Source organism: Cupriavidus sp. 2KB_3 (assembly GCF_052115685.1).
GTDB lineage: Bacteria > Pseudomonadota > Gammaproteobacteria > Burkholderiales > Burkholderiaceae > Cupriavidus > Cupriavidus campinensis.
The window spans coordinates 16,380-37,243 of the sequence record NZ_JBFRHD010000029.1 but is presented as its reverse complement, the minus strand read 5'-3'; the positions used below and the strand labels follow the sequence as shown (position 1 = coordinate 37,243).

The window sequence follows — 20,864 nt, the reverse complement described above, 5'->3', positions numbered from 1 at the left end:
ACGTGAACGCCCAGAAGCCCTTGAAATTTAACGGGTTCGGCACGATTTCGAAGTAGCGCTTAGAATACGGCGTATCTAAACAGGAGAATCCCCATGAACGCAGTCGCTGAGGCACCCGTAACCGAGGACGTGCCGGCACCGTTCGTCTTTACCGACAGCGCCGCCGACAAGGTCAAGCAGTTGATCGAGGAGGAGGGCAATGCCGAGCTGAAGCTGCGCGTGTTCGTGCAGGGCGGCGGCTGCTCTGGCTTCCAGTACGGCTTCACGTTTGACGAAGACGTCAACGAAGACGACACCACGATGGTCAAGAACGGCGTGACGCTGCTGATCGACTCGATGAGCTACCAGTACCTGGTGGGCGCCGAGATCGACTACAAGGAAGACATCAACGGCGCGCAGTTCGTGATCAAGAACCCGAATGCCTCGACCACTTGCGGTTGCGGCTCGTCGTTCTCGGTCTGAACCCGGTTACGGTCGATAAAAAAGCGCACTTCGGTGCGCTTTTTTGTTGCCTTCGATTTTTGGAAATCAGCGCGGGAATCTAACGCGGATAGATCGCCCCGAGCACGCGCGGGCCGGCCGCGCCGGTGACCGTGGGCACGTTGCCGGGTGCGCGCCGCACGCATTGCCGCGCCAGCCAGGCGAAGGCGAGTGCCTCCACCTCCAGCACCGGCACGCCGAAATCATCGGTCGTCTCCACCGCCACGCCCGGCAGCAGCCGCGCGAGTTCGGCCATCACATAGCCATTGCGGGCGCCGCCTCCGCAGACGATAAGCCGGCGCGCATCGGCGGCGTGCGTCTGCACGTCACGCGCAATGGCGGAGGCCGTCAGCGTCGCCAGCGTGGCCTGCACGTCGGCGGCGGGCGGCTGGCGGTTGCCGCGCGTGGCCAGCAGCGCCTGCAGCCAGCCCGGGTGGAACAGGTCGCGGCCGGTGCTCTTGGGCGGCGGCGCGCTGAAATAGGGTTCGGTCAGGCATTGCGCCAGCAGCGCTGCATCCACCGTGCCGCTGGCGGCCCAGGCGCCGTTGTCGTCGTAGGGCAGGCCGCGATGGCGGTGAATCCAGTCGTCGAGCAGCGCGTTGCCGGGGCCGCAGTCGAACCCGGTGACCGGGCGCCCGCTGCCCGTTGCCGGCAGGATGCTGATGTTGGAGATGCCGCCGATATTGCAGACTACGCGGGTCTCGTCCGGCGCGCCGAACAGTGCCGCGTGCACGGCGGGCACGAGGGGGGCGCCCTGGCCGCCGGCGGCCACGTCGCGGCTGCGGAAGTCGGCAACCACGTCGATGCCAGTCAGCTCGGCCAGCAGCGCCGGATGCTGGCTCTGTCGCGTATAGCCCGTGCCGTCATAGAGGCCGGGACGATGGCGGATGGTCTGGCCGTGCGCGCCGATGGCCGCGATCGATGCCGGGCGGGCATCGGCGAGCCGCAGCAGCGTTGCCACGCACTCGGCATAGACGCCGGCGAGCGCGTTGGCGGCCAGTGCCTCGCGATGGATCTCGTCGTCGCCCGGTTGCTGCAAGGCGCCGAACGCCTCGCGCAATGGCTGGGGGAAGGGGGTGTGCGCCGCCGCCAGCACGACCGGGTGCGCGCCGGAAAAATCGACGAGCACGCCGTCCGCGCCATCCATGCTGGTGCCCGACATCAGGCCGATAAATCGCTCGCTGCTTGCCGGGGGCACGGACATGGTCAGTTGCTGGCGGTCAGGACGTTGTAGGTGCGCAGCATGTTGATGCGGCTCAACATCGCGCTGGTATAGGTCAGGAACTGCGTGCGCGACTTGCCGGTCAGCGCCGGCGCTTCCATCAGCGTGATGGTGAGCGGGTTCTGCGGCACGTCGTTGAAGCGGAACTCGTAGTGCAGGTGCGGCCCGGTGGCCCAGCCGGTAGCGCCGACATAGCCGATCACCTGGCCCTGGCTCACGTGCTGGCCCTGGCGCAGCCCGGCAAAGCCGGACAGGTGGGCGTAGTACGTGGAGTAGCCGCCCGCGTGCTGAAGCACCACGATATTGCCGTAGCCGTTCTGCTGGCCGACGAAGTCCACCGTGGCGTCGCCGGTGGCGATGACCTTGGTACCCTGCGGCGCGGCGAAGTCCACGCCCTTGTGCTGCGCCCACTGGTGGTGGAGCGGATGATCACGCCCGCCGAAACCGGACGACACGCGCGAGAACTCCACCGGCGAGCGCAGGAACGGCCGCTTCATGCTGCGCCCGTCGAAGGTGTAGTAGGCGCCGGCTGCGCTGTCTTCCGGCGCGTACCAGAGCGCCTGGTGCAATGTGTTGCGATTGATCAGCTCGATGGCCACCACGCGGCCGTTGCGCACGAAGGCGCCGTCGCGGAAACCGGCCTCGTAGACGATACGGAAGCGGTCGCCCTTGGCGATGTCGTGGTGGAAGTCGATCACGCCCGAGAAGATCGAAATCATCTGCTGGACGATCTCGTCCGGCACGTTGGCGCCGTCCATTGCCTTGAAGAAGCCGCCGGCCTCGATCGCGCCGGAGGCCATCTCGTAGTGCACGTCGTTGTCCACGGACTGGACGCGCGCCTTGTAGGTGTAGTCGCCGCCCTCGGCCTTTGGCGCCACGCGCTCGATCACGAGTTCGCGCGAGGCGGCGGCGTCGCCGCCCAGGTTGGCCTGCAGCGACACCAGCAGGTTGCGGTCGTCGATCTCGGCCTGCACGGCCTGGCCGGCGTCGAGGTTGAGCAGCCCGCGCGCGGTGGCGTTCTTGAGGATGAACGCCTGGGCGTCCGGGTCTTCCACGCCCAGCCGGCGCAGCAGCGTGGCCAGGGTGTCGCCGCGCTGCATGCGGTCTTCGCGCACATAGCGGTTCTCGGTGTCGCTCTCGGTGAGTTGCTCGAGCTGGGTGCGCAGGTCGGGCAGGCGAATGGCCTCCCGCACCTTCGGCGCCTGGGGGTCGTCATAGGCATTGCGCGGGGCGACGCCCATCGCGGCAGCCATGCCGAGCGTGAAAACGGTGCCGACAGCAACGGTGAGTTGCTTGCGGCGCCGGGCATGCTGGGGGTTGGTCGGGTCGACAAGCACCACCAGCTCGCGCGCGAAAACTTCGCGGAGACTGGACCACATCACGTAAAATTCAACCTTGATTCCGGGCTCCGCTGCCGCGACGATGTGTCTTCGTCTGCCTTCCTCCCCCGAGGTTGCGGCGCGGGCCAATGTTTGTCAGCCGCCTACAATGGCGGTTGCCGCCGGGCAGCCCCGGCAGACACAAAGCGCGGATTATACCAGAACGACTCCGGCTGTCCGTCGGCGATTCCTTAATTATTTCAACGACTTATCTCATGTCTGAAGTGACCCCGGCCGCCGCGGCCAAATATCCACTTACGCCGTCGGTGATGCATGCCCTGGAGATCACCAAGCGTGGCTGCGACGAGCTGTTGATCGAAGCCGAGTGGCTCCAGAAGCTCGCCCGCAGCGAGGCCACCGGCGTGCCGCTCCGTATCAAGCTGGGCCTGGACCCCACCGCGCCTGACATCCACCTGGGTCATACCGTGGTGCTGAACAAGCTGCGCCAGCTCCAGGACCTTGGCCACCAGGTGATCTTCCTGATTGGCGATTTCACCTCCACGATCGGCGATCCGTCGGGCCGCAATGCCACCCGGCCGCCGCTGACCCGGGAACAGATCGAGGCCAACGCCCAGACCTACTACCGCCAGGCCAGCCTGGTGCTCGACCCCGCCCGGACCGAGATCCGCTACAACAGCGAGTGGAGCGACCCGCTCGGCGCGCGCGGCATGATCCAGCTGGCGGCCAAGTACACCGTGGCCCGGATGATGGAGCGCGACGACTTCACCAAACGGTTCCGGTCTGGGATTCCGATTTCGGTCCATGAGTTCCTTTATCCGCTCATGCAGGGCTACGATTCCGTGGCGCTCAAGGCCGATATCGAGCTGGGCGGCACCGACCAGAAGTTCAACCTGCTGGTGGGCCGGGAGCTGCAGAAGGAATACGGCCAGGAGCCGCAGTGCATCCTGACCATGCCGCTGCTGGTGGGGCTGGACGGCGTCGAGAAGATGTCGAAGTCGAAAAACAACTACATCGGCGTGACCGAGGCTCCGAACGACATGTTCGGCAAGCTGATGAGCATCTCGGACGACCTGATGTGGCAGTACTTCACGCTGCTGTCGTTCCGGCCGATGAGCGAGATCGACCTGATGAAGCAGGAGATCTCGCTGGGCCGCAACCCGCGCGACTGCAAGGTGATGCTGGCGCAGGAGATCGTCACGCGCTTCCACAGCGCGGCCGATGCCGACAAGGCGCTCGAGGACTTCAACCACCGCGCGCGCGGTGGCGTGCCGGACGACATTCCGGCGGTGACGCTGGAAGGCGCGCCGCTGGGCATCGCCCAACTGCTGAAGCAGGCCAACCTGGTGCCGTCCACCTCGGAGGCCAACCGCAATATCGAGCAGGGCGGGGTCAAGATCGACGGCTCCGTGGTGAGCGACAAGGCCACCAAGGTGGCCGCCGGCACCTACGTGGTCCAGGTGGGCAAGCGCCGCTTCGCCCGCGTGACCCTGGCGTAAGGCGCGATGATCGCCCTGATCCAGCGTGTGGCGCAGGCCCGCGTGACCGTGGCGGGCCGCACCACGGGCGAAATCGGCGCCGGGCTGCTGGCGCTGGTTTGCGCCGAGCGCGGGGATACCGAGGCCCAGGCCGAACGCCTGCTGGCCAAACTGCTCGCCTACCGCGTGTTTTCAGACGCCGAGGGGAAGATGAACCTGCCAGTGCAGAACATGGACGGGCAGGGTAAGGCGGGCGGGCTGCTGGTGGTGTCGCAGTTCACGCTCGCCGCCGATACCAACAGCGGCACGCGGCCAAGCTTCACGCCGGCGGCGTCGCCCGAGGCGGGACGGCGATTGTATGAACATTTCGTGGCCCGCGCGCGCGCCGCGCATCCGTTGGTGGAAACCGGCGAGTTCGGCGCGATGATGCAGGTCAGCCTCGTCAATGACGGCCCTGTGACGTTCTGGCTGCGCGTGCCGCCGGCCGGCACGGCGTGACACATCCCAAGGAGATCCTCATGAAACTCTGGAGCAAGGCATTTGCCGACAACGCGCCCATTCCGGGCGAGTTTGCATTCTGCGTGCCTGATGCCGCCAATCATGTGGCGCTGTCGAGCAACCGCAATCCGGACCTGCATTGGGACGGGGCCCCCGCCGAGACGCGTTCGTTCGTGCTGGTCTGCCATGATCCCGATGTGCCGACCGTGGGCGACGACGTGAACCAGCCCGACCGCGAAGTGCCGGCGTCGCTGCCGCGCGCGGACTTCTTCCACTGGGTGCTGGTGGACATGCCGCCGGGCCTGAACACGATCTCGGCCGGCACGCACAGCGACGGCGTGATCGCACGCGGCAAGCCGGGCCCGGACACGCTGGTCGGCACGGCCGTGGCCGGTGGCCTGCGCCATGGCACCAACGACTACACGGCCTGGTTCTCCGGCGACGAGGACATGAAGGGCCACTACTTCGGCTATGACGGTCCCTGCCCGCCGTGGAACGATGCGCTCGTGCACCGTTACGTGTTCACCGTCTACGCGCTCGATATCGAACGCCTGCCGGTGGAAGGCCATTTCACGGGCGCCGATGTGCGCCAGGCCATCCAGGGCCACGTGCTGGCCGAAGCCTCGCTGACCGGCACCTACACGCTCAATCCGAAACTGATCCGGTAATCATCCGCGCGCAGGGCGCAGACCCCGCGCGCAACCGTCGCCCCCAAGGAACCGGCATGTCGCAAAGCACCGGGCCGCAGTCGCTGGCCTACACCCACCTGATCGTGATCCGTCATGGCGAGACGGCCTGGAACCGCGCGCGGCGGCTGCAGGGCCAGCTCGATATCCCGCTGAACGAGGTGGGGCGCGCCCAGGCCGCCGCACTGGCCGAGGCGCTGGCCGGCGAACCGATCGACGCGATCTATTCGAGCGACCTGGGCCGCGCCATGGAAACCGCCACGCCGCTGGCCGAGACGCTCGGCCTGCCGGTGCGCCCCGACAACCGCCTGCGCGAGCGCTGCTATGGCGACCTGGAAGGCATGACCTATGCCGAAGTGGCCGAGGCGCGCCCCGAGGACTTCGCGCGCTGGCAGGCGCGTGTGCCGGACTACGCGCCGCCCGAGGGCGAATCGCTGCTGGAATTCCACGAACGCGCGGTCGAGGCCGCGCTGGCGCTGTCGCGCCGGCATCCGGGCGAGCGCATCGCGCTGGTGGCGCACGGCGGCGTGCTCGACTGCCTGTATCGCGAGGCCACCGGCATGACGCTCGAGGCGCCGCGCCAGCACGAACTGCTGAACGCCAGCGTCAACCGCCTGCGCAGCGACAGCGCGCACCTGACCTTGCTGCAATGGGGCGATGTGAGCCACCTGGAGGCGCTGGCGCTCGACGAAGTCGACAAGCGCGTGCCCTAGCCGCGGGCCGGGGGCCGCCCCCGCCCCCTCAGACCTCGGACCTCGGACCTCAGACCTTGAGCCGGAACGGCGTGAAGTTCGTGTGCCGGTCGAACCAGTCCTCGTTCTCGGCCCGCTTCAGGAAGCCCACCACCTTGTAGGTGACCGGCGTCATCACCACTTCCCAGGCCGTCTTCAGCACGTACTGCGCCACGGCCACCTGGATCACCTTCTCCAGCGGCCAGATGCCGTAGAAGGCAATCACGTAGAACAGCGAGGAATCGACCAGCTCCCCGGCCAGCGTGGAGCCGATGGTGCGCGTCCACAGCCAGCGCCCGCCGCTCCACAGCTTCATCTTGGCCAGCACGTAGCTGTTGGTGAAGCTGCCGCAGCAGAACGCGATCAGCGACCCCAGCGCAATCCGCCATGTGTTGCCGAACACATCCTCCAGGCTCTTCTGGTAGTCCGCCATGAACGGCGCCACCGGCATCTTCAGTACCACCAGGCTCATGAACGTGGCGAAGGCCAGCGCGGTGAAGCCGGCCCAGACCACGCGGCGGTCGCGGCCATAGCCGTAGACCTCGGTCAGCACGTCGCCAAAGATGTAGGAAATCGGGAAGAACAGCACGCCGGCGCCGAAGGTGACCGGCCCGATCCACGGCAGCGTGACCTGCGCCGCCTTGGCCGCACCGATCAGGTTGGAGCAGAGCAGCACCGTGACGAAGGCCACCATGACGAAGTCGTAGTAGCGGTAGACGCGCCCGGTATGCGCGGCATCGACGGCCGGGAGGGGCGTGGCGTGAGACTCTGGCATGGGTGGGGGCATGGGGCGTGGGGCTTCCGGTGCGGGGTTCGCGCGATTATGCCAGCGCGGCGCCACACGTGTCGGCAAGCCGCCTGCGCCGGGCCCGCAAAAGAAAACTCCCGGCCGGAGCCGGGAGCCAACACACCCTGGAGGATGGAAAACCAGGCGATCAGAGCGACAGCTTGCTGATCTTGGAGCCGTCGAGCGAGGCATCGAACATCAGCCCCGCGTTGGTCTGCACGAAGCCGATCACCGGTTGCTGGCCCGTGACGGTATCCACCTTGCCGTTCGCGCCAATCTTGGCCAGCGCCACGCTGGCGTCCACGCCGGCCGTCCAGCCGCTGGACTGCACGAACTTGTTATAGGCCTCGGGCGTCATGAACATCATGATCACCGCCTTCGACTGGCCGCCGGCGGTGAAGCCGAACGAGGCCGAGATCGTGCGGTAGTAGCCCACCGTGGCGCCCTTCGAGCGCAGCGCGCCATCGCCATACTCGCCGGCCACGACCAGCCCGCCGCCGATCACGCGCGGGAACACCAGAATGCCCTGGGAGCGGTTGGCCAGCTCGCGCGAGCCGTCCACCGAGGCGTAGAGCCGGTTCAGCGCGCCGTCCACGCCGGCGTCGATTTCCTGTCTCTTGGCAGCGGCGTCCTCTGGCGTCTTGGGGCCCGTGGTGGTGCAGCCCGCGGCAAATGCCGTGGCCACGAGCAGGCCGGATCCGGTCACCCGCGTCACGAAATGGCGTCGATTCATATGCAACCTCCTGATGGGGAAAAGTACTGCATTCGACTCTTTCCGGTGGTTCGGACCGGATTTCAGCCGGCGTTAGGCGACTTCACGGTAATGGCGACAACCTCCCGCACAACGATCTTCGCCATCTGTCCCTGCTTGATCTTGGTGAGGTCGATGTTCGGATCACGGACCTTGACCGTGCGCAGCGTCTCGCGCGGGCCACGGAACGTCACGGTGCGATTGGCGGTATCGATCTTGGTGATCTGCGCCGTGATGGTGGTGGTGATCTCGCGCATCACGCCGGGCTTGCCGCCCTCCGGCGCGCGCGAGGTGCGCTCCACCTGCTCCATCAGCGCGGTGTCCTTGCTGTCGAGCGGCTCCAGCGCCGCCACCACGGCCGCCGCGCGGGTCAGCGTGACGATGTCGCCCTTGCGCACGTTGCCGATGTTCTTGGCCTCGTCGCCGCCCACGATCTCGACGAGATTGCCCTTTGGCCCCTGCACGAGTACCGCCTTCGAGTTGGCATCGATATCGACGACCTTGCCGCTGATAACGGCTTCCTCGGCGATGCCGACCGGCGCAGGCGTCTTCTGCGCATGCGCGGCGCCAGCGGCCAGGAGCAGGCTGGCAAGCACGGCAAGGGTCGGGATGGGTCGCTGGATCATGGCTCTGAGTCCTTTCTGGCGCAGTGGGCGCTGGGAGTGGAAACTGATGGAGCCATTGTGGACAACCGGCCATAAGCGGGCAATCCACTTCGAAAAAATTTGGAGCGGTGCGCGAAAACGTTTAACTGGCGGGGGAGGGCTGCAATGCGCGGTCGTTGCGCACCGCAGCAGGCCGGATTCGGCCGATTGGGTCTGGGAGAGGTCTGGGGAGAGGCTTAGTGGGCGCTCGGGGCGCTCGGGGCGCTCGGGGTGCTCGGGGTGCTCAGGGTGCTCAGGGTGCTCAGGGTGCCTCAAGCAGATCGCCGCCCGTGTCGCCCTGTGGCGTGGCGAGCCCGAAATGCCGGTACGCGGCCGCCGTCGCTACCCGTCCGCGCGGAGTGCGCTGCAGGTAACCCTGCTGGATCAGGTAGGGCTCCAGCACGTCCTCGATCGTGTCGCGCTCCTCGCCGATGGCCGCCGCCAGGTTGTCCACACCCACCGGGCCGCCGCCGAACTTGTGCAGCACGGCTTCCAGCAGCTTGCGGTCCATCAGGTCGAAGCCAACGCGGTCCACGTCGAGCATCGCCAGCGCGGCGTCGGCGGTCTCGCGGCTGATCGTGCCGTTGCCCTTTACCTCGGCGTAGTCGCGCACGCGCCGCAGCAGCCGGTTGGCGATCCGCGGCGTGCCGCGTGCACGGCGGGCAATCTCGAGCGCACCCTGGGGCTCGATCACCGCGTTGAGCAGCTGGGCGGAGCGCGTGACGATGCGCGCCAGCTCGTCGGCGGTATAGAACTCCAGCCGCGCCACAATGCCGAAGCGGTCGCGCAGCGGGTTGGTCAGCATGCCGGCGCGCGTGGTGGCACCCACCAGCGTGAACGGCTGCAGGTCCAGCTTGACCGAGCGGGCCGCCGGGCCCTCGCCGATCATGATGTCGATCTGGTAGTCCTCGAGCGCCGGGTACAGGATTTCCTCGACGACCGGCGAGAGCCGGTGGATTTCGTCGATGAACAGCACATCGTTGGCTTCGAGGTTGGTCAGAAGCGCGGCGAGGTCGCCCGGGCGCTCCAGCACCGGCCCGGAGGTCTGGCGCAGGCTCACACCCATCTCGCGCGCGATGATGTGGGCCAGCGTGGTCTTGCCGAGGCCCGGCGGGCCAAACAGCAGCACGTGGTCCAGGGCCTCGCGGCGGTTGCGGGCCGCGTGCATGAAGATGTCGAGCTGGCCACGGATCTTTTCCTGGCCGACGTACTCATCCAGCAGCTTGGGCCGCAGGGCGCGCTCGAAGGCCTCCTCGCGGGCGGAGGCGGGGGTGGCCGAGATAACCCGTTCGGGCTGGCGCTCGGCGCCGGTGAGCTTGTCGGTTTCGATCATGGCAGTGGAATGCAGAACAGCCGTCATTCTACGCCGGCTGCCTCTAGCGTTCGCCCTTCGCTAGCCCTTCGCTAACCCTTCGAGAGCGCCTTCAGCGCCAGCTTGATGCCGTCGGACACGCCTGTGCCGGCCGGCACCTGCTTGATGGCCAGCGCGGCCTCCTTCTCGGAGTAGCCCAGCGCCAGCAGGGCGTTGAGCACGTCCACGGCGTTGTCGGCCACGGGCGTGGCGCCGGGCGCGTGGCCCAGTTCGGCCCCCAGCTTGCCCTTGAGCTCCAGCAGCAGCCGCTCGGCGGTTTTCTTGCCGATGCCCGGAATCCGCGTCAGCCGGCCCGCCTCCTGCAGCGTGACGGCCTGCGCCAGTTCGGCGACGGACAGCCCCGACAGCACGGCCAGCGCCATGCGCGCGCCGATGCCGGTGATCTTGATCAGCTCGCGGAACGTGTTGCGCTCGGACGCCGAGCCGAAGCCGTAGAGCAGGTGGGCATCCTCGCGCACGATCTGCTGCGTCAGCAGCGTCACCGGTTGGCCCACGGCGGGCAGGTTGTAGAACGTGCTCATCGGCACGTCGATCTCATAACCCACGCCGTGGCAGTCGACCAACAGGTGCGGGGGATTCTTCTCAAGCAGGGTGCCGGCAATGCGACCGATCATGGTGGGCAGGGTGGGGTGACGAAATTGCCGGCAAGTGTAGCGCGAGCGGGTGGCGCGCTGGCGGTTATCGCGCCGTGCTACCGCTCCGGCGTGCTGTCCACCGCGCGGCGGCCCAGCGCCGGGTCGTCCGTGAAGACGCCGTCCACGCCGGCGGCCAGGAAGGCCTGGATCTCGCGCACCAGGCCGTTGGGGCTGCGCGTGGCGTCATCGCCGGCCACCCGGAAAGGCTTCGGCAGGAAGCCGTTCTCGGGCCGGAACGTGTACGGGTGGACGGTCAGCCCCGCCGCGTGGGCGTTGGTCACCAGCGCGGTGGGGGCGGCCAGCGCGCCCTGGGCGTCGCGCGGCACCACGTTGCTCTTCTCGGGGCCGATGCCGTTGGCGTAGGTGGCCACCTCGCGCAGGCCCAGCGGCGTGAGCATCTCGGCGTAATTGCGCGTGTCGCCGGCCAGGCGCCAGTCGGCGGGGCGGCCGGACGGGCTGCCAATCAGCTGCACGATCTTCACGTTCGGCATCGACGTACCCAGCAGTCGCTTCATCGTGCGCAGCGGGCCCACTTCGAACGACTGGACGTAGACCGGCGCGCTGCGGGCGTAGGCGTTGCCCTGCAGCGCGGCGGCGAGCTTCTCCTCGAGCGGCAGGCCGATGCCCCGGAAATAGCTCGGGTGCTTCAGCTCGGGGTACAGGCCCACCGGGCGGCCGCGCTTGAGGGCGGCCTGCGAGGCCAGCCGCAGGATTTCGTCGAAGGTGGGAATCTCGAACTGGTCGTTCAGCTTGGCGTTGAGCGGGCGCAGCTTCGGAATCCGCTCGCGCGCGCGCAGCGTCTTCAGTTCGGCCAGCGTGAAGTCCTCGGTGAACCAGCCGGTCAGGCGTTCTCCGTCGATGACCTTGATGCGCTTGCGGTCGGCGAACCCGGCCACTTCGGCCACGTTGGTGGTGCCGGTGATGTCGTTCTCGTGGCGGGCCACCAGCACGCCGTCGCGGGTCATGACGAGGTCTGGCTCGATCACGTCGGCGCCGTCCTCGATGGCCTTGGCGTAGGACGCCAGCGTGTGCTCCGGCCGCAGCGCGCTGGCACCACGATGGGCGATGACCAGCGCCTTCGGGGCCGGCGGCGCGGCCTGGGCGGGGGCCGGGGCTGATGCGGCCGCAGCCTTGTCCTTGTGCGCGTGGTGCGGCGGCGTGGCGCAGCCCGCGATCAGCGTGGCGGTGGCAAAGGCAAGGGTCAGGCGGGGAAGGAAGGACATCGCGCGGCGTTCATGGGAGGGGGCGGAACGCCGATTGTACGAGCAGAGGCCGGGGTTGGCCTGTCCGGCGCCCGCCGACGCGGCAGGGTCCGGGTTTGTTGAGGTATGCCGAGGTGTGCCGGCCTAGCCGACCAGGCGCCCGCGGCGCACGCGCAGCCCCTTGCGGGCGAGGTCGGGCGCCATGCCGGCCAGCGTGCCAAGCGTATCGCCGCCGTTGGCATGGCAGATGGCCACGCCGAGGGCATCGGCCGCATCGGAACTGGGCCGGCCGGACAGCGCCAGCAGCCGCATCACCATCTCCTGCACCTGCTCCTTGTTGGCCCGGCCATAGCCGACCACGGCCACCTTGAGCTGGAGCGCGGTGTATTCGAACACGGGCAGGCCATGGCCGACCAGGCCGCAGATGGCGGCCCCGCGCGCCTGGCCGAGCATCAGCGTGGACTGCGGATTGACGTTGACGAAGACCTTCTCGATGGCCGCGCAGTCGGGCGCATAGGTGCGGGCGACTTCGGCGATGCCGTCGTAAAGGGTCTTGAGCCGCTCCGGGAGGCTGGAATTCCCGTCGCTCTTGATGGTGCCGGAGGCCACGTAGGCCAGCTTGTTGCCGTGTTTTTCCAACACGCCAAAGCCGGTGGTGCGGAGGCCGGGATCGATGCCGAGGATGCGCATGAAAGCGGGAGAAGCCGGAGAGATGCGCGTAGTGTAGTGGAATTGCGGGTTGGCGCCTGCGCCGATGGGCGCGGGGCCCTGGGGATCGAAGCGGGCGCCCCGGTCCCCAGCGGGACACATCAGTGCCGGAAGTGGCGCGTGCCGGTCAGCACCATGGCGATGTTGCGCTCGTCGGCGGCGGCGATCACCTCGTCGTCGCGCATCGAGCCGCCCGGCTGGATCACGCAGGTTGCGCCGGCGTCCACCACCACGTCCAGGCCATCACGGAACGGGAAGAAGGCGTCGCTGGCCACGGCGGAGCCGGCCAGGGTCAGGCCGGCGTTCTGCGCCTTGATGCTGGCGATGCGGGCCGAATCCACGCGGCTCATCTGGCCCGCGCCCACGCCCAGCGTCATGCCGCCGCCGCAGAACACGATGGCGTTCGACTTCACGAACTTGGCCACGCGCCAGGCGAACATCAGATCGTCCATTTCCTTCGGGGTGGGGTGACGGCGCGTCACCACGCGCAGCTCGGACGGCTGCACGTTGCGCGCATCGGGGCCCTGCACCAGCAGGCCGCCGCCCACGCGCTTGAGGTCGTACTGGTTCACGCCCTTGCCCAGCCGAATCTCCAGCAGGCGCACGTTCTGCTTGGCCGCGAACACGTTGCGGGCCGCCGTGCTGAACGACGGGGCGATCAGCACTTCCACGAACTGCTTCGCCACGGCCTGCGCGGCGGCTTCGTCCAGCTCCACGTTGAAGGCGATGATGCCGCCGAAGGCCGAGGTCGAGTCGGTCTTGAAGGCCTTGTCGTAGGCTTCCAGCGCGTTCACGCCCACGGCCACGCCGCACGGGTTGGCGTGCTTGATGATCACGCAGGCGGCGCCGTTGGCAGCGTCGAACGACTTCACGCACTCCCACGCGGCGTCCGCGTCGGCGATGTTGTTGTACGACAGCTCCTTGCCCTGCAGCTGCACGTAGTTGGCCAGCGCGCCGTCCACGGCCTTCAGGTCGCGGTAGAACGCGGCCGACTGGTGCGGGTTCTCGCCGTAGCGCATCTCCTGCACCTTCTCGAAGGCCAGGTTCAGCGTCTGCGGATAGGCGCTGCGGGCCCGGTGCGACTTGTCGGCGCCGAGGCTGGTCAGGTAATTTGTGATCGCACCGTCATATTGAGCGGTATGCGCGAAGACCTTGGTCGCCAGGCGGAAGTTGGTGTCGTAGCCGACGCTGTTGGCGTTGGCGCGCATCTCGTCCAGCACCACGGCGTAGTCGGCCGGGTCCACGATCACGGTCACGTCGCGGTGGTTCTTGGCCGCCGAGCGCAGCATGGTCGGGCCGCCGATGTCGATGTTCTCGATGGCGTCCGGCAGGGTGCAGTCGTCCTTGGCCACGGTCTGCTGGAACGGGTACAGGTTCACCACCAGCAGGTCGATGGTGGGGATCTGGTGCTCGGCCAGCGCGGCCATGTGCTCGGGCAGGTCGCGGCGGGCCAGGATGCCGCCGTGCACCTTCGGGTGCAGCGTCTTCACGCGGCCGTCCAGCATTTCCGGAAAGCCGGTGTAGTCGGCCACCTCCGTCACGGGCAGGCCGGCTTCGGCCAGCAGTTTGGCGGTGCCGCCGGTGGAAAGCAGCACCACGCCGAGCGCGTTCAGGTCGCGCGCGAAATCGACGATGCCGGTCTTGTCGGAAACGGAGAGTAGGGCTTGCTTGATCATGGCTTGGGGGAACGCTTCAAAGTAAACCGTGTTGCTGCAGCTTCTTGCGCAGCGTGTTGCGATTGATGCCGAGATAGGCGGCCGCCAGCGACTGGTTGCGCTCGGCGCGCACCATCACGGCTTCCAGCAGGGGCCGCTCCACGGCCTCCAGCACCATGTTGTACATATTGGACGGCTCTTCGCCGTCCAGGTCGCGAAAGTACGTATCCAGGCTGTCCCGGATACATTGATCGATGGCGTTGCGGCTCATGCGGCAAGCAATTCCTTGTTCTTGTTGTTGTCGGCGTTCTTATTTTCACCTTCGGCCGTGGCGTCGCCGTCTTCCACGTAGACCAGGCGGTCGGAAATCGCCGCCTGCTCGTCGAAGAAGGCATTCACGGCCTCCAGCTGCGCCGTGGTGGACTCCAGCGTGTTCATCCGGTGCCGGAACAGGTTCGCGCCCTTGAGGCCGCGCGTGTACCAGGCAATGTGCTTGCGCGCGGTGCGCACGCCGGTGAACTCGCCGTAAAACGCATAGTGGTCGGCCAGGTGATGGTTCATGATCGCGCGGATCTCGGCCACCTCGGGCGACGGCAGCATCTCGCCGGTCGCCAGGAAGTGTTCGATCTCGCGGAACAGCCACGGCCGGCCCTGCGCCGCGCGGCCGATCATGATCGCGTCCGCGCCGGTGGCGGCCAGCACCTGGCGCGCCTTCTGCGGCGACGTGATGTCGCCGTTGGCCACCACGGGAATCCGGATCGACTGCTTGACCGCCGCAATCGTCTCGTACTCGGCCTCGCCGTGATACAGGTCCGCGCGCGTGCGCCCGTGGATCGTCAGCATGCTGATGCCAGCGTCTTCCACCAGGCGCGCCACGCGCAGCGCGTTCTTGTGCTCGCGGTCCCAGCCGGTGCGGATCTTCAGCGTCACGGGCACGCGGTCGCCCACGGCGGCCACCACGGCCTCGACGATGCGCACCACCAGCGGCTCGTTCTGCAGCAGCGCCGACCCGGCCGCCACATTGCAGACCTTCTTGGCCGGGCAACCCATGTTGATGTCGATGATCTGCGCGCCCCGGTCCACGTTGTAGCGGGCCGCCTCGGCCATCATCCCCGGCTCGGCGCCGGCGATCTGCACCGAGATTGGCTCCACCTCGCCCGCGTGGTTGGCGCGGCGCATGGTCTTCTCGCTCTTCCACAGCTGGGCGTTGGACGCCACCATCTCGGACACCGCGTAGCCCGCGCCCAGCTGCTTGCACAGCTGCCGGAACGGCCGGTCCGTCACCCCGGCCATGGGGGCGACGAACAGGTTGTTGCGAAGACGATGCGGACCGATCTGCACGATAGGAATAGCGAAGGGAACAGGCGCGCGGAGACGGGTTTGCGTCACACGGCGCGTTCGGTAAACAGGTACTGGGGGAAGGCGCGAGGGCGGGATTTTACCGCCAAACGGACCGGGTTGCCCAAGAAATGAGCAAATATCATGGGTGACGGGGGCGGGCCATGCCTGCGTGGCACGGCCGCGCCGCCCGCCGCGACTGGGATGTCAGCCGCGTGCGCCGTACATCATGTGCCGCGCCAGCGCGTCCTTGAGCGGCGCCACGCAGGCCAGCGCCGCCAGCGACGCCCCGCGCGCATGGGCCGCCAGCGGCCCGCCGACGCCAAAGACGCGCGGCAGCAGGTCGGTCACGCCGATGGTCATCGCCCGGTCCACGCGGTGGCGGCTGGCGAAGGCCAGCAACGCCTGCGGCGTGCAGCCGGCGCGCAGCGAGTCGGCCAGCGCGAAGGCATCGCGCAGGCCCAGGTTCAGTCCTTGTCCGGCCACCGGATGCAGCGTCTGCGCGGCGTTGCCGACCGCCGCGATGCGGCCATCGACGGTCACCGGCGCCGCGTTCAGCCCCAGCGGGAACGCGTGACGCTTGCCCACCAGCGTGAAACGGCCCATGCGCGAGCCGAACGCCTCGCCCAGTTCTTCGGCGAATTCGGCCTCGGAAAGCGCCAGCCGCCGCATGGCCGTATCGGGCGGGCAGCACCAGACCAGCGCGTAGCCGGCAGTGCCGTGTTCGTCATGCGGCAGCAGCGCGAGCGGCCCTTCCTCGGTGAAGCGCTCCCACGCCCAGCCGGGGCGCGGTTGCGTACACGTCACATGTCCGATGATGGCCGTCTGCTGGTAGTCGCGCCGCCGCGAGGTGTCGGCGCCGCGCGCCAGCCGCTGCGTGCGCTGGTGGAACAGTCCGCCTTCGGCCTGCACGGCGATGCGCGCCGTGAGCGCCATGGGCAGGCCGACCTGATCGGCATGCGAGGTGCCGCTCAGCCGCACCAGCGCCGCATCTTCCTGCCGATCGGCCTTGGTGTCCTTGGTGTCCTGCGCGATGTCGTCGATGCGCGTCTCGAACTGGCGCGCCAGACGGCCCGGCGCAGCGTCAGCGGCGCGTGCCAGCGCGCGTTCCAGCGTCTGGCACAGGTCGCCATAGCGCACCACATAGCCAAGCGCCGGCACGCCGTAATCGTCATGATGCAGTTTCACGTGGCCAAAGCGCCCGCGCTGCGACACATGAATGTGCTCGATGGGTTGCACCGGCATCGGCCACGCGCCAATCTGCTCGAGCAGCTGGCGGCTGCCGTGCGACAGCGCAATCGCCCGGGGGTCCCGTGCGGCGCGTGCCGGCGTGGCCGCATCGATCAGCACGATCCGCCACGGCGTGGTGCGCAAGAGCTGGGCCGCCAGCGCCAGGCCGACCGGCCCGCCGCCGACGATGGCGATGTCGAACGGCTCAGGGCTGGGCGCCGGACTGTGGCTGGGACTGGTGTTGGTGCTGGTGCTGGGCGTCGGGGTCACGGTGCTTGTCATCAGGAGCTTCCTCGCCGGATTGGGCAGTCTCGGCCGCGTTTGCCGCGTTTGCTGCATTGGCCGCGGCGCGCTTCCACAGCACCGCATCCGTGCGCGACTTGCCGGCGGCGGCGTCGCGCAGCGCGTTGTCGAGCTTCTGCTGGCTGAAGCCGGGCAGGGCCTGCAGGTGCGCCACCAGCGCATCGCCGTTGGCGGCGTCCAGCGGGGCCACGCAGCCCTGCTTGCTCTCGGCGTCGCCGGCCAGGATCAGCCACGCGGCGCCGGCCCACGGAGCGCGGTCGGAAACGCGCACGATCACACGTTCCAGCGCCGCCCAGGCGAGTTCCTCGCGCTGGCCGTCAGGACGATGCACGACCAGGCGGTCGTCATACAGATTGATCACGAACGGCTCGCCCGGCACCACTTGCCGCGCTGCTGCGGGCTTGCTGGAATGCGTGTGTTGCGTGCCGCCACCGCTGAACAGCTTGCGGAGCAGGGTCCTCATCGTGCGATGTCTCCCAGGTTGTCGCGCATCAGCGCTTCGATGTCATCGGCCTTGACCGGCACGCCGCGCGTGAGCAGGTCGCAGTCGCCGGTGGTGACGACGGCGTCGTCCTCGATCCGGATGCCGATATGCCAGTAGCGCTCCGGCACGTCTTCGGCCGGGCGCACGTAAATGCCGGGTTCGATGGTCAGCACCATGCCGGGTTCCAGCGGCCGCCACGGCCGCTCGCCCTCATGGCCAGCGGGCAGCGGTCCCGGCGTGCGGTACTCGCCCACGTCGTGCACGTCCATGCCCAGCCAGTGGCCGGTGCGGTGCATATAGAAGCGGCGATAGCTGCCGCTGGCCAGCACGTCGTCCAGCGTGCCTTCCTTGTTGCGGTCGAGCAGGCCGGTGTCGAGCATGCCCTGCGCCAGCACTTTCACGGCGGCGTCGTGCGGCACGTTGTACGGCACGCCGGCGCGCGTCTCGGCGATGGCGGCTTCCTGCGCGGCCAGCACCAGGTCGTACAGCTCGCGCTGGGCGGGCGAGAAGCGGCCCGAGACCGGGAAGGTGCGGGTGATGTCCGAGGCATAGCCGTCGAGTTCGCAGCCGGCGTCGATCAGGCACAGGTCGCCATCGCGCAATTCGGCCGGACCGGCGCGGTAGTGCAGCACGCAGGCGTTCGGGCCGGCGGCCACGATGGAGTTGTAGGCCACGCTCTGCGCGCCATGGCGGCGGAATTCGTAGAGCAGTTCGGCCTCGAGGTGATATTCCTTGAGCCCGGCGCGCGAGGCGCGCATGGCCCGCACGTGCGCCTGTGCCGAGATCTCGCCCGCACGGCGCATGATCGCCACCTCGCCGGCGTCCTTGAACAGCCGCATTTCGTCGAGGAGGGTGCGCACGTCGAGCGCGGCGGACGGCGCGGCCACGCCGGCGCGGCCCTGCATGCGCACGGCGTCTAGCCAGCCGCGCACCTTCAGGTCGGTCTCGGCCGAGGCGGCCAGCGGATACGCCACCTGGGCGCGGTTGGCCAGCAGCGGCGGCAGCAGCGTGTCGATTTCCTCCACGGAGTGCGCCTCGTCCAGGCCGAACGCGGCGCGCGCGCCTTCCGGACCATGGCGGAAGCCGTCCCAGATCTCGCGCTCCTCGTGCTTGGGGCGGCAGAACAGGATGCTGCGGTCCGCGCCGGGGCCTTCCCCGGGTGCGCCGGCCACCAGCACCAGCACGGCCTCGGGCTCGGTGAAGCCGGTCAGGTAATAGAAATAGCTGTCGTGACGGTAGGGATAGTCGCTGTCACGGTTGCGCATGGCCTCGGGCGCGGTGGGCACGATGGCCACGCCGCCGCCGCCGGCGCGCAGGTGTTGCAGCACGCGGGCGCGGCGGTCGCGGCAGGCGCCAAGCAGGGCGGAGTCGGGTGCGGACATGGAGTGGGTGGCGAGGTGGCGAGGTGGGGAATGATGCCGATTCTAAACCCGTCGGCGTGCGGGTGGCCCCGCTGGGAGCCTGGCCGGTGGCGCGGGCGGCTCAGGCGCCGCCGGTGCCCGTGGCCGGCGCGCCCGGTTCGGCGCCCAGTTCGGCGCCTGGTCCGGCGCGCAGTTCCATATCCAGCGCGGCCAACTGCGCCGGCGTGCCCACGTTCTCCCAGCGGCCGTCGAAACGTTCGCCGGTGGCATCGCCGCTGGCAATCGCGGCGCGGTAATAAGGCGTCATCGCCACTTTCTGGCCCGGCGCGATTTCGCGGAACAGGCGCGTGTCGTACAGGCCGATATTGCCGAAGGTCAGCGATTCGCCGTCCCCTGCCTCATCGGGCAGTCGCAGCAGGCCATCGCCAGCCAGCGCGAAGTCGCCGCGCGGGTGGAAGGGCGGATTCGGCACCATCACCAGGTGCATCATCGGGCGCATCGCGCCGGCCATGGCGCGGGCGCGCGGCAGCAGCGTGGCGTAGTCGAAGTCGCAGAAGATGTCGCCCGACACGGCCAGGAAGATCTCGCTGGCGTCAGGGCTGGTCGTCAGCAGCGGCAGGGCCTTGGCGATGCCGCCGGCGGTCTCCAGCGCGCTGCCTTCGGCCGACCAGTGCAGGCGCACGCCGAAGCGCGAGCCGTCGCCGAGCGCCGCTTCCAGCTGCTCGCCCAGCCAGGCATGGTTGATGACGATGTCGGTCAGGCCGGCGCGCGCCAGCGCCTCGATCTTCCAGACGATCAGCGGCTTGCCGCCCACACGCAGCAGCGGCTTGGGGCAGGTATCGGTCAGCGGACGCATGCGGTCGCCGCGTCCCGCCGCGAAGATCATCGCTTTCAGGGTGTTCACAACCAATACTCCAGAGCGATCAGCGTGGCCATGCCGCCGGCAATCGTCCAGCCCACGCTGCTCGTGTACGCGGCGATGACGATGGCCACCAGCCCGGCCGCGAGCCGGGTGTTATAGGGGCTCAGGTAGAGCGCGCCGTCGTGCATCAGCAGGTCCGGGGCGATCAGCGCCGAGAGCATCGCCGCCGGCACGAACTGGAGCGCGGTGCGGAACCAGGACGGCAGCCGCACGCGGCCTTCCACGGCGATGAACGACAGCCGGATCAGGTAGGTGGCCAGCCCGGCGCCCAGGAACACCCACAGCAAGGTCATCGGATTCATGCCGCCGGCTCCTTGCGCGGGCTGTGGCCCGGCGTGGGATGCCCGCGCCCGAGCAGCAGCATGCCCGCCGCGATGCCGCCCAGCGCGGCCACCATCAGGCCCAACTTGTGCGGCAGGCCGAAGCAGGTCACTGCCAGCGCCGTGGCCACCAGCGCGGCAGCCACGTGGGCGCGGTGCTTCAGGTTCGGCACGATGATGGCGATGAAGGTCAGCGGCAGGAAGAAATCGAGCGGCCAGTCCTGCGGCACCTGCGCGCCGACCAGCACGCCGGCCAGCGTGGAGAGCTGCCAGCTGGACCACAGCGAGAAGCCGGCGCCGAAGTAGAACCAGTGGCGGTAGCGCGCCCGCGCGCCGGTATCGGCCAGGCGGCGCGTCATGGCGGCAAAGGCTTCATCGGTCAGCAGGTAGGCCACCAGCGCCTTCCAGCGGCGCGGCAGCGGTGCCAGCGAGGGGGCGATGGTGGCCGAATAGAGCGCATGGCGCAGGTTGACCATCGCCACGGTAAAGGCGATGACCAGCGCCGGCGTGCCGGCGGACCAGAGCTGGGTCAGGATCATCTGGGAGGCGCCGCCGAACACGATCGCGCTCATCGCGCAGGCCAGCCAGGCGGGCATGCCGGCATTGACCGCCAGCACGCCATAGATCAGGCCGAACGGCACCACGCCGAGCAGCATCGGCGCCAGCGCGCGCACGCCGGCCCACCATTCCCCGCCACGGGTGACCGGCGCGGGGCTGGGC

Annotated in this window: 23 protein-coding genes; 5 read left to right on the top strand and 18 right to left on the bottom strand. The window is 68.6% G+C overall.

Annotation, left to right across the window (positions count from 1 at the left end):
- The first annotated feature begins 93 nt into the window (after positions 1-93).
- Positions 94-462 carry an iron-sulfur cluster insertion protein ErpA gene (gene erpA, locus AB4120_RS25195; RefSeq protein ID WP_092135946.1) on the top strand — a complete coding sequence of 123 codons (369 nt, stop codon included), beginning with the start codon at positions 94-96 and terminating at the stop codon, positions 460-462.
- 79 nt (positions 463-541) lie between these two features.
- On the opposite strand, the gene AB4120_RS25190 is transcribed toward erpA, so the two are convergent.
- Complete coding sequence (locus tag AB4120_RS25190; protein WP_149136708.1) at positions 542-1,684, bottom strand: anhydro-N-acetylmuramic acid kinase; 1,143 nt, start codon at positions 1,682-1,684, stop codon at positions 542-544.
- A 2-nt stretch (positions 1,685-1,686) separates the two neighbouring features.
- Entirely contained in the window at positions 1,687-3,081 is a 1,395-nt protein-coding gene (locus tag AB4120_RS25185) for a M23 family metallopeptidase (RefSeq protein WP_144197213.1), read from the bottom strand.
- 215 nt (positions 3,082-3,296) lie between these two features.
- Between AB4120_RS25185 and tyrS the strand changes: the two genes are divergently transcribed.
- The 4 genes from tyrS to AB4120_RS25165 are packed head-to-tail and all read left to right on the top strand — an operon-like array spanning position 3,297 to position 6,414.
- Positions 3,297-4,538, top strand: a complete 1,242-nt coding sequence (tyrS, locus tag AB4120_RS25180; RefSeq protein WP_149136707.1) for a tyrosine--tRNA ligase — start codon at positions 3,297-3,299, stop codon at positions 4,536-4,538.
- Between the two features lie 6 nt (positions 4,539-4,544).
- The gene (dtd, locus tag AB4120_RS25175) at positions 4,545-5,015 is read left to right on the top strand and encodes a D-aminoacyl-tRNA deacylase (RefSeq protein WP_149136706.1); all 471 of its coding nucleotides are present in this window, start codon (positions 4,545-4,547) and stop codon (positions 5,013-5,015) included.
- A 20-nt stretch (positions 5,016-5,035) separates the two neighbouring features.
- Positions 5,036-5,683 (top strand): YbhB/YbcL family Raf kinase inhibitor-like protein, encoded by a 648-nt coding sequence (locus tag AB4120_RS25170; RefSeq protein ID WP_144197216.1) that lies wholly within the window; start codon positions 5,036-5,038, stop codon positions 5,681-5,683.
- 56 nt (positions 5,684-5,739) lie between these two features.
- On the top strand, positions 5,740-6,414 hold the full coding sequence (locus AB4120_RS25165; protein ID WP_149136705.1) for a histidine phosphatase family protein: 675 nt from the start codon (positions 5,740-5,742) through the stop codon (positions 6,412-6,414).
- 49 nt (positions 6,415-6,463) lie between these two features.
- Here the strand turns inward: AB4120_RS25165 and AB4120_RS25160 are convergent, their stop codons facing one another.
- The 16 genes from AB4120_RS25160 to AB4120_RS25085 form a co-directional block, all read right to left on the bottom strand.
- Complete coding sequence (locus tag AB4120_RS25160) at positions 6,464-7,207, bottom strand: queuosine precursor transporter (protein ID WP_144197218.1); 744 nt, start codon at positions 7,205-7,207, stop codon at positions 6,464-6,466.
- Between the two features lie 160 nt (positions 7,208-7,367).
- Complete coding sequence (locus AB4120_RS25155) at positions 7,368-7,952, bottom strand: BPSL1445 family SYLF domain-containing lipoprotein (protein ID WP_149136704.1); 585 nt, start codon at positions 7,950-7,952, stop codon at positions 7,368-7,370.
- Between the two features lie 62 nt (positions 7,953-8,014).
- Positions 8,015-8,596 (bottom strand): hypothetical protein, encoded by a 582-nt coding sequence (locus tag AB4120_RS25150; protein WP_149136703.1) that lies wholly within the window; start codon positions 8,594-8,596, stop codon positions 8,015-8,017.
- Positions 8,597-8,876: 280 nt separating this feature from the next.
- Positions 8,877-9,947 (bottom strand): Holliday junction branch migration DNA helicase RuvB, encoded by a 1,071-nt coding sequence (ruvB, locus tag AB4120_RS25145; protein ID WP_149136701.1) that lies wholly within the window; start codon positions 9,945-9,947, stop codon positions 8,877-8,879.
- Positions 9,948-10,018: 71 nt separating this feature from the next.
- Positions 10,019-10,600 (bottom strand): Holliday junction branch migration protein RuvA, encoded by a 582-nt coding sequence (ruvA, locus tag AB4120_RS25140; RefSeq protein ID WP_144197222.1) that lies wholly within the window; start codon positions 10,598-10,600, stop codon positions 10,019-10,021.
- 77 nt (positions 10,601-10,677) lie between these two features.
- Complete coding sequence (locus AB4120_RS25135) at positions 10,678-11,844, bottom strand: glycerophosphodiester phosphodiesterase (RefSeq protein WP_149136700.1); 1,167 nt, start codon at positions 11,842-11,844, stop codon at positions 10,678-10,680.
- 123 nt (positions 11,845-11,967) lie between these two features.
- Positions 11,968-12,513 carry a crossover junction endodeoxyribonuclease RuvC gene (gene ruvC / locus AB4120_RS25130; protein WP_144197512.1) on the bottom strand — a complete coding sequence of 182 codons (546 nt, stop codon included), beginning with the start codon at positions 12,511-12,513 and terminating at the stop codon, positions 11,968-11,970.
- A 119-nt stretch (positions 12,514-12,632) separates the two neighbouring features.
- Entirely contained in the window at positions 12,633-14,207 is a 1,575-nt protein-coding gene (purH, locus tag AB4120_RS25125) for a bifunctional phosphoribosylaminoimidazolecarboxamide formyltransferase/IMP cyclohydrolase (protein WP_441642988.1), read from the bottom strand.
- A 16-nt stretch (positions 14,208-14,223) separates the two neighbouring features.
- Positions 14,224-14,457, bottom strand: coding sequence for a Fis family transcriptional regulator (locus AB4120_RS25120; protein WP_019447044.1), 234 nt, complete (start codon positions 14,455-14,457; stop codon positions 14,224-14,226).
- Entirely contained in the window at positions 14,454-15,527 is a 1,074-nt protein-coding gene (gene dusB / locus AB4120_RS25115; protein WP_144197225.1) for a tRNA dihydrouridine synthase DusB, read from the bottom strand. Before dusB ends, AB4120_RS25120 begins: the two co-directional genes overlap by 4 nt.
- 204 nt (positions 15,528-15,731) lie before the next feature.
- Positions 15,732-17,036, bottom strand: coding sequence for a UbiH/UbiF/VisC/COQ6 family ubiquinone biosynthesis hydroxylase (locus AB4120_RS25110; protein ID WP_149136698.1), 1,305 nt, complete (start codon positions 17,034-17,036; stop codon positions 15,732-15,734).
- Positions 16,960-17,520 (bottom strand): hypothetical protein, encoded by a 561-nt coding sequence (locus AB4120_RS25105; protein ID WP_262389483.1) that lies wholly within the window; start codon positions 17,518-17,520, stop codon positions 16,960-16,962. The genes AB4120_RS25110 and AB4120_RS25105 overlap by 77 nt, the downstream gene beginning before the upstream one ends.
- Entirely contained in the window at positions 17,517-18,923 is a 1,407-nt protein-coding gene (locus AB4120_RS25100; RefSeq protein ID WP_149136697.1) for an aminopeptidase P N-terminal domain-containing protein, read from the bottom strand. The genes AB4120_RS25105 and AB4120_RS25100 overlap by 4 nt, the downstream gene beginning before the upstream one ends.
- 100 nt (positions 18,924-19,023) lie before the next feature.
- Positions 19,024-19,797, bottom strand: coding sequence for an N-acetylmuramate alpha-1-phosphate uridylyltransferase MurU (gene murU, locus AB4120_RS25095; RefSeq protein WP_441642994.1), 774 nt, complete (start codon positions 19,795-19,797; stop codon positions 19,024-19,026).
- A 5-nt stretch (positions 19,798-19,802) separates the two neighbouring features.
- A complete protein-coding gene (locus tag AB4120_RS25090) occupies positions 19,803-20,126 on the bottom strand; it encodes an AzlD domain-containing protein (RefSeq protein WP_441642987.1) in 324 nt (107 codons plus the stop codon).
- Positions 20,123-20,800, bottom strand: a complete 678-nt coding sequence (locus AB4120_RS25085) for an AzlC family ABC transporter permease (RefSeq protein ID WP_441642993.1) — start codon at positions 20,798-20,800, stop codon at positions 20,123-20,125. Before AB4120_RS25085 ends, AB4120_RS25090 begins: the two co-directional genes overlap by 4 nt.
- Positions 20,801-20,864 lie beyond the last annotated feature (64 nt).